Annotated in this window: 13 protein-coding genes and 1 pseudogene; 8 read left to right on the forward strand and 6 right to left on the reverse strand. The window is 68.1% G+C overall.

Annotated features, from left to right (window positions below; all coding sequences use genetic code 11):
* A complete protein-coding gene (locus tag FCF25_RS00430) occupies positions 1-531 on the reverse strand; it encodes a hypothetical protein (RefSeq protein WP_117594253.1) in 531 nt (176 codons plus the stop codon).
* 164 nt (positions 532-695) lie between these two features.
* On the opposite strand from FCF25_RS00430, the gene FCF25_RS00435 reads away from it, so the two are divergent.
* The gene (locus FCF25_RS00435; RefSeq protein ID WP_254425873.1) at positions 696-995 is read left to right on the forward strand and encodes a hypothetical protein; all 300 of its coding nucleotides are present in this window, start codon (positions 696-698) and stop codon (positions 993-995) included.
* Between the two features lie 170 nt (positions 996-1,165).
* On the opposite strand, the gene FCF25_RS00440 is transcribed toward FCF25_RS00435, so the two are convergent.
* The gene (locus FCF25_RS00440; RefSeq protein WP_137046928.1) at positions 1,166-2,488 is read right to left on the reverse strand and encodes a dihydroorotase; all 1,323 of its coding nucleotides are present in this window, start codon (positions 2,486-2,488) and stop codon (positions 1,166-1,168) included.
* A gap of 129 nt (positions 2,489-2,617) precedes the next feature.
* Here FCF25_RS00440 and FCF25_RS00445 point away from each other — a divergent pair, with 129 nt between their 5' ends.
* A complete protein-coding gene (locus tag FCF25_RS00445; protein ID WP_137046929.1) occupies positions 2,618-2,809 on the forward strand; it encodes a hypothetical protein in 192 nt (63 codons plus the stop codon).
* A gap of 7 nt (positions 2,810-2,816) precedes the next feature.
* Here FCF25_RS00445 and FCF25_RS00450 read toward each other — a convergent pair whose 3' ends face one another.
* Entirely contained in the window at positions 2,817-3,506 is a 690-nt protein-coding gene (locus FCF25_RS00450) for a lipoate--protein ligase family protein (RefSeq protein WP_137046930.1), read from the reverse strand.
* Positions 3,507-3,630: 124 nt separating this feature from the next.
* On the opposite strand from FCF25_RS00450, the gene FCF25_RS00455 reads away from it, so the two are divergent.
* Positions 3,631-4,590 carry a hypothetical protein gene (locus FCF25_RS00455; protein WP_137046931.1) on the forward strand — a complete coding sequence of 320 codons (960 nt, stop codon included), beginning with the start codon at positions 3,631-3,633 and terminating at the stop codon, positions 4,588-4,590.
* 148 nt (positions 4,591-4,738) lie between these two features.
* Here the strand turns inward: FCF25_RS00455 and FCF25_RS00460 are convergent.
* Positions 4,739-5,179 (reverse strand): annotated as a pseudogene (locus tag FCF25_RS00460) (DUF4385 domain-containing protein); the annotation flags it as partial.
* 307 nt (positions 5,180-5,486) lie between these two features.
* On the opposite strand from FCF25_RS00460, the gene FCF25_RS00465 reads away from it, so the two are divergent.
* Complete coding sequence (locus FCF25_RS00465; protein WP_117594259.1) at positions 5,487-5,936, forward strand: PaaI family thioesterase; 450 nt, start codon at positions 5,487-5,489, stop codon at positions 5,934-5,936.
* Here FCF25_RS00465 and FCF25_RS00470 read toward each other — a convergent pair.
* Complete coding sequence (locus tag FCF25_RS00470) at positions 5,929-6,507, reverse strand: cysteine hydrolase family protein (protein WP_137046933.1); 579 nt, start codon at positions 6,505-6,507, stop codon at positions 5,929-5,931. The genes FCF25_RS00465 and FCF25_RS00470 overlap by 8 nt on opposite strands.
* A gap of 201 nt (positions 6,508-6,708) precedes the next feature.
* Here FCF25_RS00470 and FCF25_RS00475 point away from each other — a divergent pair, with 201 nt between their 5' ends.
* From FCF25_RS00475 to FCF25_RS00490, 4 genes are all read left to right on the forward strand, one after another.
* Positions 6,709-8,259: an Hvo_1808 family surface protein gene (locus tag FCF25_RS00475; RefSeq protein WP_137046934.1), complete on the forward strand. Its 1,551-nt coding sequence runs from the start codon at positions 6,709-6,711 to the stop codon at positions 8,257-8,259.
* A gap of 117 nt (positions 8,260-8,376) precedes the next feature.
* On the forward strand, positions 8,377-9,735 hold the full coding sequence (locus tag FCF25_RS00480; RefSeq protein ID WP_137046935.1) for an Hvo_1808 family surface protein: 1,359 nt from the start codon (positions 8,377-8,379) through the stop codon (positions 9,733-9,735).
* 87 nt (positions 9,736-9,822) lie between these two features.
* Complete coding sequence (locus FCF25_RS00485) at positions 9,823-10,656, forward strand: universal stress protein (RefSeq protein ID WP_137046936.1); 834 nt, start codon at positions 9,823-9,825, stop codon at positions 10,654-10,656.
* Between the two features lie 181 nt (positions 10,657-10,837).
* On the forward strand, positions 10,838-11,995 hold the full coding sequence (locus tag FCF25_RS00490; RefSeq protein WP_137046937.1) for a nicotinate phosphoribosyltransferase: 1,158 nt from the start codon (positions 10,838-10,840) through the stop codon (positions 11,993-11,995).
* Between the two features lie 24 nt (positions 11,996-12,019).
* Here the strand turns inward: FCF25_RS00490 and FCF25_RS00495 are convergent, their stop codons facing one another.
* A complete protein-coding gene (locus FCF25_RS00495; protein ID WP_137046938.1) occupies positions 12,020-12,277 on the reverse strand; it encodes a hypothetical protein in 258 nt (85 codons plus the stop codon).
* Between the last annotated feature and the right edge of the window lie 64 nt (positions 12,278-12,341).

Genomic DNA, 12,341 nt, shown 5'->3' on the forward strand with positions numbered 1-12,341 from the left:
TCACGCCTCCGGAAGCACCAGTTCGGGGTCGTCGAGCGCGAACAACACCCGCTGGTCGTTCGACAGCGGTCGCAGCGCCACTTCGAGCCGCCCGACGCTCCGCGCGGCGCTCGCCACGCCGGCGATGTCGGCGATGTCGTAGTACAGCGGGACGAACACGGCCCGTTTTTCGCCCGAGGCTTTCATCACCACGACGGCGAGGACGACGCCGTTCTCCCGCGTGCGAAGCACCTCCGATTCGTCGAACGTCGACGCCTCGACGACGCCCTCGACGGCGGTGAACTCGTTGCCCGGCAACAGCACGTCGAGTCCGCTCCAGCCGGGGCGTTCCTCGGATACATCCGTCTCGTCGCCGCCGAGTTCGTCCTCAACGTCCAGCCCGATATCGACGTTCGAGAGCGGTACCACGTCGCCCGGATGGAGCTCAGTCGTCTCCCAGCCCTCCTCTCGGTACGCCTCCGCGGTTGCCTCCATGTCGGCGACGACGGCCTCCCACGCCGCCTCCTTCCCCGACAACGGGTGGTCGTTCATAACAGCGCCGTCCCGGAGCGGAGCCAAAAAGCTTCGTTTCGGCGACGCCGTGAATCCGCTCTCGACGACAGACTCCGACGGACGACTCTCCGCGTCCGTTACTTGTTTTCGTCTCAAAATAAGGCACAACAATCATACGTGTCGTCGTGGCCCTATCCTATGCAATGTCGATTTTAGGGCAATCGCAGAACCAGACGACACGAGAATCGCAGCAGGAGATGGCGCAGGCTCAGGAGTCCGGCGCCGACGTCGCGCTCATCGCCTCGGCGCTCTCGGTGGCGCTGTCGTGGTATCAGTTCTACATCCGCGGCAACAAGACGCGCGGCATCTTCATCGGCCTCTGGCCGCCGACGTTCCTCGCGTTCGCCAGCTACATGCGCCAGAAGGGGATGGCGGACCGACTCGAGAACTCGGTCGTCGTCAACCCCGAGAGCCAGGGTCTGCTGAGCCGCGTCCTCGAATAGGCCGATAGACGACCGATAGACGCTCGACGACAGACGGTAGACGACGGACGACCGATAGACCACCGACGACCGACACGCGACGAGACGTACTCCCGAGGTGCGCCTCGGGTTTCGACGGTCGCGGCTCATTTTTCGGGGCGACCCGCCGCCGGAGCGACTCCGCCCGCAGGTTACTCTCTGACGTTCGCGCCCGCAGCGTCGCCGAACGTCGACGACAGCGCGCCCGTCTCGCCCTCGGGGTCGTAGACGACCCGCCCGCGGACCGTCGTCACCCGCGGGAACACCCCCGAGAAGCCCTCGAACGGGGTCCACTCGCAGTTGCTGTGGAGTTCGTCGCCGCGGATCTCGCTCGGGTCGTCGGGGTCGACGAGCACGAGGTCGGCGTCCCTGCCGACTTCGACCGCGCCCTTCTGCGGCAAGTCGAAGATGCGCGCCGGGTTCGCGGCGGTGAGGTCGCGGACGCGTTCGTACGTCAGCCGTCCCTCGCGGGCCTCGTTCAGCAGCAGCGGCAGCATCGTCTCGACGCCCGGGACGCCGCTGGGCGCGCTCCAGAGGTCGGTCTCCTTCTCCTCGCGGGTGTGCGGCGCGTGGTCGGTGGCGACGATATCGACCGTCCCGTCGGCGACGCGCTCGTAGACGGCTTCGCGGCGCGCCTCGCTCCTGAGGGGCGGATTCATCCGGCCGTAGGTGCCCAACTCCGAGAGGTCCTCGCGCGACAGCAGCAGGTGGTGCGGCGTCACCTCACAAGTCGCGCCCGCCTCGCTCGCGGCGTCGACGCCCTCGGGCGTGCTCGTGTGGGCGATGTGAATCGACGCGGCCGACTCCGCACCCACGTCGAGGGCGCGTTCGACGGCGGCGGCCTCGGCTTCCGCGGTCCGAAAGGCGCTCCACAGGTCGGCGTCGGCGTCGCGACCCTCGCCGCCGGCATCCTCGTCCTTCGCGCTCTCGTCGAACAGTTCAGCATCTTCGGCGTGGACGCTCACGGTCACGCCGGCCTCGGCGGCGCGGGCGACGGCGTCCGCGAAGAGGTCGGCGTCGATACCCATGTCGCCGGTCGAGTCGGCGAGAAACACCTCGCCGAGCGCGAACAGCGGCCGGTCGAACAGCGAGTCGGGGTCCCACTCCTCCGTGACGCCGCCGCTGATGCCGTAGTCGACGAGCGATCTCTCGGCCAACTCGGCCTTCTCGTCGAAGGCGTCGCCGTCGACGGTCGGGGGACTGGTGTTCGGCTGGTCGACGACGGCGGTGACGCCGCCGGCGGCGGCGCTCTTCGACCCCGTCTCCCACGTCTCCTTGTGTGAGTAGCCGGGTTCGCGGAAGTGGACGTGTGCGTCGATTGCACCGGGGAGAAGCAGACGGCCGTCGGCGTCGAGTTCGCGTTCGTCGCCGTCGGGCGAGAGCGACCCCGCGGGCTCGACCGCCGCGATGGTCTCGCCGGCCGTCCGGACGTCTACCTCGCGGCCGTCGGCGAGGCGTGCGTGCGTGATGAGCATTGTCTGGGTGTCCGACTCTCGTCGGGCGGGGTGGTAAACGGTGACGGTCCGCGCGAGTGACGCCGCTCCGGTCGAAGCGTCGTCGGTTCGCGGGTATCGCTTATCGTTGTGGGCAACGTTCTCTACACGATGTCTCTCAACGTCAACTCGATGAACAAGCTCAGTATCGTATCGACGCTCGTCGACGCCATCGTGGCGTTCTCCAAGGGGCGGCGCGTGAGCGGCGTTCTGCTTCTCGCCGCGGCCGCGCTCTCCTCGCGCGTACCGGGAATCGGGACGGCCGTCTCGATGCTGCTGCGGGTCTACCGACGAGTGCGATAGCCCGTTTTCACCCGGTCTCCGCTTCGACGCGCTCGACCGTCGCGTCCCGGTCGTCGACGAACGCGTCCTCCAGCGCCCGAGCGACCGCTTCGGCGTCTCCATCACCGCCGGCTCGGGCGACACTGCCGACCGAACCGGGGTCGAACGGAACCGCCAGCGCCGCGTACACCGGCTTCAGAACGTCGGCGATCTCCTCGTGGTCGGCGACGAGCACGCACCCGGAGACGAGCGCCGCGCCCTTGCGGACGCGCTGGGCGACGCCCGCGATTTTGCCCGCCGACTGCACCGAGTGAGCGCCCGGACAGAACGATTCGGGTGGTTCGCCCCGCTCGGCGTCGACCCCCACTGTCCGGAGTGCGCGGACCACCGTCGTCACCGCGTCGTCGTACCGCTCGTCCAACCCGCGCCGCATGTCCTCGACCGGTCGGGCGTGCGCGAACGCGAGCGTCGTTCCGGTGTAGGCGACGGCACGACCGCCGACGCTCCGCTCGACGGGCGGGTACCCGCGCGCTTCGGCCGCCTCGCGGGCGGCGTCGTAGCGCTCGGCGCGCGCGTCGCGCCGTCCGAACGCGAGTTGTCGGTGCGGCGACCAGACGCGGAGCGCCGGGACGCCGGTCTCGGCGGCGTCTTCGAGCAGCGTCGCCGTCACGTCGCGGTCGGTCTTCGGGTCGCTCGCCCTGCCGCGTACGACTCGCATATCGCCCTCTGCGCGCCGAGTGAACCTAATCCTCCCGGCTTCTCGCTCCCGTGTTGCCGTTCTTCTCACTGCCGCCTCCGTCGGCTTCGACGGGGCTATAGCCTCGAACGCCCACCTCTCGCCAATGGCGGTCACGCTCTCTTCGCCCGTCGCCGAGCGCTATCGACGCTTCTCGCTGTACAACTCGCCGTACCCGGCGCACGACCGCGGCCGCGCCGTCGACTTCTACCCCGAGACGAACGAGGGGCTCTCGCCGATTTCGGGGGAGGTGCTGGACACGAAGTCGGTTCGCGCGCCGCCGAAACCGTACGCCGTCGAGCAGGACCACCTCATACTGGTCGCCGTCGACGAGGCGAACTCGCCGGGAGTTCGGTTCGACCGCGGAGAGCGGCCCGAAGACGGCGTCGACGGCGACGATGGCGTCGACAACGAGGACGACCACGTCGCCCGAATCCTCCACGTCGACCCGGCGGTCGAACCCGGCGACTACGTCGAGGCGGGCGAGCCTCTCGGCGAGATGGTCCGGTCGGGCTTTTTCGGTCGGTGGGTCGACAACCACGTCCACCTCGGCTTTCGTCGCGCCGACCAGAACGCCTACCGCGCGGGCGGGTCGCTCCCGCTGACGCTCGACGTACCCGTCGAACCGCTCGCGTGGGACGGCACCGGAACCGTCGTCGAGGTCGGCGAGACGTACGCGCTCCTCGATGCGCCGGCACATCCCGACCCCGGTGCGTACTTCGCGGGCATCGCGGCCGACGACGGACGCGTTCTCGACGGCGGGTTAGCGCACTACGCCGGCGGCGGAGTGCTCTCGGCGGCGGACGGTCGCGGAGGTCGGGAACCGGCGGACGCACCGCTCTCGTTTCTCGGCTTTCCGGTCGGGTCCGTGGCCGGACGCGACGTGTGCTGGAACGATTTCGACGTGTTGGCCGACGGCGAGCGTGCGACCGGGCTCTCGCTGTTTCTCGCGCAGGATTCGGCGTTCGGGGCGAAACTCGTCTTCCACGAGGGCCACGCGTTCGCCGTCGGCGACGACGTCCGCGTCGAACTCGCGGAGAGCGACGACCCGATTCGCCTGGGCTGAGTGAGCCGTCGAGACGGCGAAGGGAAGTCGGCGGTAGGACAGAGTCGACGGTAGGGCGGAACGGCGGTAGGGCGGAGCGGCGGTAGGGCGGAGACGACGGAACAGAATCGACGATAGAGCGGGGTCGACGCCGGAGTCGGTGACCGGACTAACCGTGTTTCTCGCGGTGTTCGCGCTTCCGCTCGGCGTACGTCTCGTCGGCTTCGACTCTGTCCCACCAGACTTCGTAGACGAGCGCCGCTTCGCGTTTGTCGTCGTCGGCCCAGCGCTGGGCCTCGCACTCCTCGCCGTCGTCGTCGTACTTCTTGCCCCCGGGGTAGCGCGCGTACCGCATCGAGCGGGTGTAGCCCATCTGGAGGTACTTTCGGGCCATGTCCATCCCGACGAAGTCGTCGTCGTCGCGGTAGTCGAGAAATCGGTCGTAGATGGCGTCGCCGGATTCGTCGGCCGACTCCCGGTCCGCGTAACCCCACAGCGGCAGGAGTTCGTCCTTGTACGGTTGGACCTTGAAGACGCCCTCCTCGCCGCGTCCGACCGAGTAACACTCGGGGCGGTCACGGAAGTTCGTCTCGTACTCGGGTCCGCTGTCTCCGCTGCCTCCGCTTCCTCCGCTTCCTCCGCTGCTTTCGGAACGTGAATCGCTGTCGGGCGTCTCTTCCGACTGCGTCTCTTCGGTCGCCTCGACGTTCGATTCGTCCGTCGGTTCGTCCGTCGATTCGGTCCGTTCGGTTCCGCTCGCCGCCGACTCGTCGCCCGTCCGACTTCCGTCCGACGTTGAGTCCATGCGCCCAGTACGCCGTTGTTCCGTATTATTCCACCGTCGAACTCGCCTCGGAGTCGTCGGCTCGCGGTCGACGAATCGGCGGCTACAAACACCTCCGCGGACGAACACGACCATGGACGACTCCGAATCGTTCCCGTCGGACGCCGCTGCGCTCCTCCAGCAGTTCATCGAACAGGAACACGGCTACCTCTCGTGGTTGAACACGCGCGTCGACAGCATCGAGCGCGGACGCGTCACGATGTCGATTCCGTACGACGAGAAACTCACCAACACCACGTCGCCGCCGACTATCCACGGGGGCGTCGCCGCGACGCTTGTCGACACCGTCGGCGGCGTCGCCCAGCGGTCGACGTTCGAGAACCCGGCGCAGGGCGGCGTCGCCACCGTGAACCTGAACGTCAACTATCTGCGCCGCGCCTCGGGCGACCTGACGGCGACGGCGGAGGTCGTCCGCGCGGGCGGGAGCATCGGCGTCAGCGAGATCACCGTCGAGAGTCCGACCCCCGACGGGGGGACCGAGGCCGTCGCCACCGGACAGGCCGCCTACCGACTGTTCAGGTGACTCGGTCGAACGTCACGTCGTCGAGCGTCGTCGTCTCGCCGAACAGCCAGTCGGCGTGGTCGACGGCGTACTCCTTGTGCCCCTCCTTGATGTAGCCGAGCGCGTCCGTGACGAGAATCGGCCGGAAGTCGCGGAGCCCGGCGCTCCCGGCGGTGTGGAGCACGCAGACGTTCGCCAGCGTCCCGCAGATGAGCAGGTCCCTCACGCCGTGGGCGTTCAGCCAGCCCTCCAGTTCGGTCCGGTAGAACGCGTCGTACGTGTGTTTGGTGACGACGTGGTCGTCCTCGCGGACGTCGAGTTCGTTGACGAGTTCGGTCTCCCACGTCCCTTCGACGACGTGTTCGCCCCAGCGGTCGAACTCGTCGTAGTAGTGGTTGCCGTCGAACTGTTCGGGCGGGTGGACGTCGCGGGTGTAGACGACACGCGCGCCGGCGTCGTGCGCGCGGTCGACGAGCGTCGATACCGGGCCGATGGCTTCCTCGCTGGCGGGGGCGTAGAGGCTGCCGTCGGGGTGACAGAAGCCGTTCTGCATGTCGACGACGACGACGGCGGTTCGGTCCGAATCGTACATACGCGTCTCTCGGCTCGCGGTGAGTAAATCGTTTGGCAGGTCGAAGTCGCCACCGCGGCTCGCCGTCGACGACACCCGTGCCGCCACGTCTCGTCGAGGACGACATCTGCACCGCCACGTCTCGCCGTCGACGACACCCGCGCCGTCGCAGGCGACGACGCTCGGGCGACGATTTTTCACCTTCGACACCGTTGGAGACGTATGCGACGTACTCTCGCGGTTGCGGTTGCCGTGCTGATGGTGTTGTCGGGTTGTGCCGGGTTCGTCGGTTCGGAGGAATCGACGCCCGCCGCCCCCGACGGCGCGGACGACACACCGTCGAGTGCCACGGACGCGGCCGATTCGGCCGCTTCGACCGACGACGCCCCGCCGGCCGGTGACGCGCCCGGTTCCGGCAACGCGATGGCACAGTCCCCGCCGGACCCCGACTCCGACAGACTCGGTTGGGAGGGCGGCTACTGGTACAACGAGACGCTCTCGGTCGACCAGTCCGACGGCCTCAACGAGTCGGAACTCGACACGGTCGTCAATCGCTCGATGGCGCGCGTCGAGCGGATTCGCGGCCTGGAGTTCGAGCAGTCAGTCCCCGTCGAAGTGATCTCGCGGGCGGAGTTCCGCAATCAGTCCGCGGGAGGCGGCGCGAACTACCCGCCGCAGCGCCGCGCGTTCGACAACGCGAAGTTCGAGGCGCTGTTCATGATCAACGAGTCGACCGACTCCATCGCCGTCCAGAACTCGAATACCGGAGCCTCCGTCGGCGGCTACTACAGCCCCGCCGAGAAGCGCATCGTCATCGTGAGCGAGAACACCACCTCGCCGAAACTGAACGAGGTGACGCTCTCGCAGGAACTGTTCCACGCGCTGCAGGACCAGCAGTTCGACCTGACGCGCTACAACCAGTCGACGCAAGAGAGACACAACGCCGTCGACGGCCTCGTCGAGGGCGACGGCAACTACGTCGACTGGCTCTACGAACAGCGCTGCGACGGCGAGTGGGACTGTCTCGAAGACAGCGCCCGAGGCGGCGGTGGCGACGGTCTCGCCAACTACGGCCCGTACCTCATCCAGTACCAACCCTACAGCGACGGTCCCGCGTTCGTCCGACAACTCCGCGAGCGCGGCGGCTGGGAGGCGGTCAACGCCGCCTACGAAAACCCGCCCGCCAGCACCGAACAGGTCATCCACCCCGACCGGTACCCCAACGACACGCCGGTCGACCCCATCGTGACCGACCGCACGAGCGGCACGTGGCAGCAACTCGAACCCGAGGGTCGGCCGAACTACGGCGAACTCGGGGAAGCGGGCGTGAACGCGATGCTCGTCTACCCGCTCTACGAGACGAAGGGACAGACGCAGATAATCCCCGCCCAGCAGTGGTACAACCTCAACGAGAGCGGCGAAGTCGAGGAGTTCGCCCCGTTCAACTACGACCACCCGTACACCGACGGCTTCCGCGGTGACCGCTTCGTCGCCTACCAGAACGACGCCGGCGAGACGGGGTACGTCTGGAAGCTCGTCTGGGACAACTCCTCGCAGGCCGGCGAGTTCCTCGACGGCTACGAGCGACTCCTCCAGTTCCGCAGCGCGCGAGAAGTCCGAGACGCCTCCGGGCCGGGAACCGTCTACCGAATCGCCGAGGGCGACAACGGCTTCGCCGACGCGTTCCGCGTCGTCCACGACGGCGACACCGTCTACATCGTCAACGCGCCGACCGTAGACCAACTTTCGAACGTCCGCGCGACGCAGTCGTAGCCCGCGCGGACCGAGGTCACGTCCGGATTCCGCGTTTCGGTCTCCGCCGTCGTCGACGGTTCCACTCGAACCTCCTCCTGTGGGAACGCTTTTCGCGGCGCATCCCAACGTAGAGGTGTGTACACGCGCATCACAGTCGCACTCGTCGCCTGCGTGGTCCTCGCCGGGTGCGCTGCACCGTTGACGGACGGGTCGCCGTTCGACGGCGGGTTCGGGCAAAGCGACGGCGAAGACCGCCTCGGCTGGGAGAACGGCTACGCCGCCGACGATTCCCTGAACGTCGACCAGTCCGACGGGTTGAACGAGACCGAGCGCGAGGCGTTCGTCGCCCGGACGATGGCCCGCGTCGAACTGGTCCGGCAGTTGGAGTTCGAAGAGCCGGTCCCGGTCGAGGTCATCTCCCGCGAGGAGTACAGACAGCAACGGGGCGGAGCGACGGATCCAGCGTACGAAGCGTGGAACAACCAGGTCTGGGAGTCGCTGTTGCTCGTCGGCGAGGACCGGAACGTCTCGGACGTGATGGACTCCGTCTACGGCGGCTCTGTGTTGGGGTACTACTCGCCGAGCGAGGACCGCATCGTCATCGTCAGCGACTCCGAGACGCCCGTCATCGACCGGACGACGCTGGCGCACGAACTCGTCCACGCGCTGCAGGACCAACACTTCGGCCTCGAGAGCGGCGCGGCGACGCAGGACGGCCAACTCGCGCGAAACGGCATCGTCGAGGGCGACGCCCGCTACACCGAGACGCTGTACGAACAGCGCTGCGGCACCGAGTGGGACTGCGTCCCCCGGCCGAACAGCGGCGGCGGTGGCGGCGGCGACAGCGGCGCGCCCGGCGTCTTCCTCACCATCTACACGCCGTACGCCGACGGCCCGCAGTTCGTTCACGAACTCCACCAAGAGGGCGGCTGGGAGGCGGTCGACGCCGTCTACGAGGAGAAACCGCAGAGCACCGAACAGATAATCCACCCGGCGAAGTACCCCGACGAGCGGCCGGTCAACGTCAGCGTCGAGGACCGCTCCTCCGAGGAGTGGTCGCGCTTCGACACCCGACCCGTCGCCGACACCGTCGGCGAGGCGTCGCTGTACGCGATGTTCTGGCAGAACGGCCACATCAGCCGGGAGAGCCTCCGGAACAGCCCCGACGAGTACTCGCCGTACAACTACTCGCACCCGGCGACCGAGGGGTGGGCCGGCGACGCCGTCGTCCCCTACGAGAGCGACGACGGCGAGTACGGCTACGTGTTCGAGAGCGAGTGGGATTCGGAGCGGGACGCCCGCCAGTTCGCCGACGCCTACCGCGCGACGCTGACGAACCGCCTCGGCGCGCAGCGGGTCGGCGACGGCGTCTACCGCGTCCCCGACGACAGCTCGTTCGGCGACGCGTTCCGAGTACGACAGGAGGGAACGACGGTCTCCGTCGTCAACGCACCGACGACCGAGCAGTTGGACGCGGTTCACGCGTCGGAGTGACGCGCGCTCGCGGCGTCACTCTCAGTCGTATCGGAGTCTCAGAAATTTCGTGATAACCACTATCACAGTCGGTGTCGTCCATCCGATATGCCACGGGAAGTGTTGATACCAACGGACGGGTCGCCGCTCTCGAAGGACGCGTTCGAACACGCGACGGCGACGTTCCCCGACGGAAACATCACCCTGCTTCACGTCATCGACCCTCGACACACCGCCCCGGACGACGACGAACTGAGCTCCGGACGGGTGTTCGCGGAGTTGCTCGACGCCGCCGAGCGCCGCGGTATCGAGGTCGAAACCGAGACGCGAGTCGGTCACCCGAGCCGCGAGATCGTGACCTACAGCGAGCAGAACGGCGTCGACGAGATCGTGATGGGAAGCCACGGCCGAGAGCGGACGTCACGAATCCTGTTCGGGAGCGTCGCCGAGCGCGTCCTGCGACGAGCGCCCGTCCCGGTCACTATCGTTCACCCGCACCGACGGACGGGCGAGAAGCACCACCTCGTCGCGGTCGACGGCTCGGAACAGTCGAGGAGAGCGCTCGAATACGCCTTCTCCGTCTTTCCCGACGTCGAGACGACGATACTCCACGCGATCGACCCGATGGAGACGCACTACGGCGAGGGGCAGTTGGTCTACTCCGAAGCGGAGTACGAGCAGATCGAGGAGGAAGCCGAGCGGTTGCTGGCGGACGCGCAGGACCTCGCGCGGGAGTACGACGTCAGCGTGACGGCGACGACGATCACCGAATGGGGGCCGAACGAGCCTGCGGATGCGATTCTCGACTACGTGGAAAACAACGACATCGACCACGTGATTGTGGGGAGCCACGGTCGGTCTGGTGCGTCTCGGCTCCTCCTCGGAAGTGTCGCAGAAACCGTCGCGAGGCGGTCTCCCGCGCCCGTGACCGTCGTCCGGTGACTGTCCCTCCACCTGATGTAGACGCCGAGCGGAGAGGCCCCCAGTACCGACGACAGTACGGGCGTCCGGTGCGGCCTCGTCGAACTCCCTGACCGAGCGTTTCGACGGAGCGATTCCGCCGTCCGCGCCGCTCGGCGCGCAACAGGGTGACTTTTTGCGTCGGCCGTCCGAACGCGACCGTATGAGCGACAGCGAGTTCGACATCGTCGGTTCCGAGGCCATCCGCGAGGGCCGCGCGACCGACGCCTACTTCGACCGGACCGAGACGACGCTCCGACACGCGGGCAAGAACCCGCCCGTCGTCGCCGAAGTCACCGCCGACCAGTTCCCCTCCGGCGACTTCGAGCTACTCGCCGGCGTGAAAGACGCCGCCGCGCTGTTGGCTCCCCTGGACGTCCGCGTCGACGCCCTCCCCGAGGGGACGCTGTTCGACGGCGGCCCGGTGATGCGAATCGAGGGCGACTACCTCGAGTTCGCGCGCTACGAAACGTCTCTCTTGGGCTTTCTCTCGCACGCCTCCGGCGTCGCCACCGCGGCGCTCGAAACCCGGGTCGCCGCCCCGGAGTCGAACGTCCTCTCGTTCGGCGCGCGCCACGTCCACCCCTCCATCGCGGCGATGGTCGAGCGCAGTGCGCTCCTCGGCGGCCTCGACGGCTTCTCGCACGTCGCCGCCGGCGATGTGCTCGGCCGCGAGGCCAGCGGGACGATGCCGCACGCGCTGCTGCTCTGTTTCGGCCGCGGCAATCAGGAGGAGGCGTGGCTGGCGTTCGACGAGGCGGTGCCCGAGGACGTGCCGCGCGTCGCGCTCTGCGACACGTTCTCCGACGAGAAGGACGAGGTCGTCCGCGCGGCGGAGGCGCTCGGCGACCGTCTCTCCGGTGTGCGCCTCGACACGACGAGTTCGCGCCGCGGCGACTTCCGCCACATCGTCCGCGAGGTGCGCTGGGAACTGGAGGCCCGCGGCATCGACGGCATCGACATCTTCGTCAGCGGCGGTCTCGGCCCGGCGGACCTCCGCCACCTCCGCGACGTGGTCGACGGCTTCGGCGTCGGCGGCTACGTCTCGAACGCCGACCCCGTCGACTTCGCGCTCGACATCGTCGAAATCGACGGCGAGGCCATCGCCAAGCGGGGCAAACTCTCCGGCGTCAAGGAGGTGTACCGGACGCCCGACGGCCGCCACCACGTCGGTCTCCGCGGGGCGGAGCCCCCGGCGGACGGCGAGTCGCTGATGGAGCCGCTGGTCCGCGGCGGCGAGGTCGTCCGGTCGTTCGACGTCGACGCGGCCGCCGAGCGCGCGCTGGCCGACGCGGCGAAGACCGGGTTCGGCGGGGAGTAGCGCCGCTGTCGCCCTCGGGTGTCGTCACTTGGTGACTGCCCCGAGCAGTTCGGTAACGATGGCGACACCGGAGAGTACGCTGACGACGACGCCGCCGAAGAAGAGAACGAGCTGTGGAACTCCTCCCTGAAGCGGAAACCAAACACCGAGGAGCCTCGCAAGCACACCTCCAGCGGCGACGCCGACCGACGTCACGCCGAGAGCGAAGACGAGCGCGTGCGGGAGGAACCGAAGCGAGTACAGAACCGTGGAGTAGGGGCTGGTTACGGGTGTTTCAACCATTGCTTTTCAGCACTTGAACCACCGCCAAAACTCCGTCGGAGGTGAGCGCGAGGTGCAGTCGGTT

The organism is Haloprofundus sp. MHR1 (genome assembly GCF_005155585.1).
GTDB lineage: Archaea > Halobacteriota > Halobacteria > Halobacteriales > Haloferacaceae > Haloprofundus > Haloprofundus halophilus.

Excerpts from the sequence above, each read along its gene's own strand:
- FCF25_RS00430 (WP_117594253.1), bottom strand. The coding sequence starts at position 531 with ATGAACGACCACCCGTTGTCGGGGAAGGAGGCGGCGTGGGAGGCCGTC.
- FCF25_RS00435 (WP_254425873.1), top strand. The coding sequence starts at position 696 with ATGTCGATTTTAGGGCAATCGCAGAACCAGACGACACGAGAATCGCAG.
- FCF25_RS00440 (WP_137046928.1), bottom strand. The coding sequence starts at position 2,488 with ATGCTCATCACGCACGCACGCCTCGCCGACGGCCGCGAGGTAGACGTC.
- FCF25_RS00445 (WP_137046929.1), top strand. The coding sequence starts at position 2,618 with ATGTCTCTCAACGTCAACTCGATGAACAAGCTCAGTATCGTATCGACG.
- FCF25_RS00450 (WP_137046930.1), bottom strand. The coding sequence starts at position 3,506 with ATGCGAGTCGTACGCGGCAGGGCGAGCGACCCGAAGACCGACCGCGAC.
- FCF25_RS00455 (WP_137046931.1), top strand. The coding sequence starts at position 3,631 with ATGGCGGTCACGCTCTCTTCGCCCGTCGCCGAGCGCTATCGACGCTTC.
- FCF25_RS00465 (WP_117594259.1), top strand. The coding sequence starts at position 5,487 with ATGGACGACTCCGAATCGTTCCCGTCGGACGCCGCTGCGCTCCTCCAG.
- FCF25_RS00470 (WP_137046933.1), bottom strand. The coding sequence starts at position 6,507 with ATGTACGATTCGGACCGAACCGCCGTCGTCGTCGTCGACATGCAGAAC.
- FCF25_RS00475 (WP_137046934.1), top strand. The coding sequence starts at position 6,709 with ATGCGACGTACTCTCGCGGTTGCGGTTGCCGTGCTGATGGTGTTGTCG.
- FCF25_RS00485 (WP_137046936.1), top strand. The coding sequence starts at position 9,823 with ATGCCACGGGAAGTGTTGATACCAACGGACGGGTCGCCGCTCTCGAAG.
- FCF25_RS00490 (WP_137046937.1), top strand. The coding sequence starts at position 10,838 with ATGAGCGACAGCGAGTTCGACATCGTCGGTTCCGAGGCCATCCGCGAG.
- FCF25_RS00495 (WP_137046938.1), bottom strand. The coding sequence starts at position 12,277 with ATGGTTGAAACACCCGTAACCAGCCCCTACTCCACGGTTCTGTACTCG.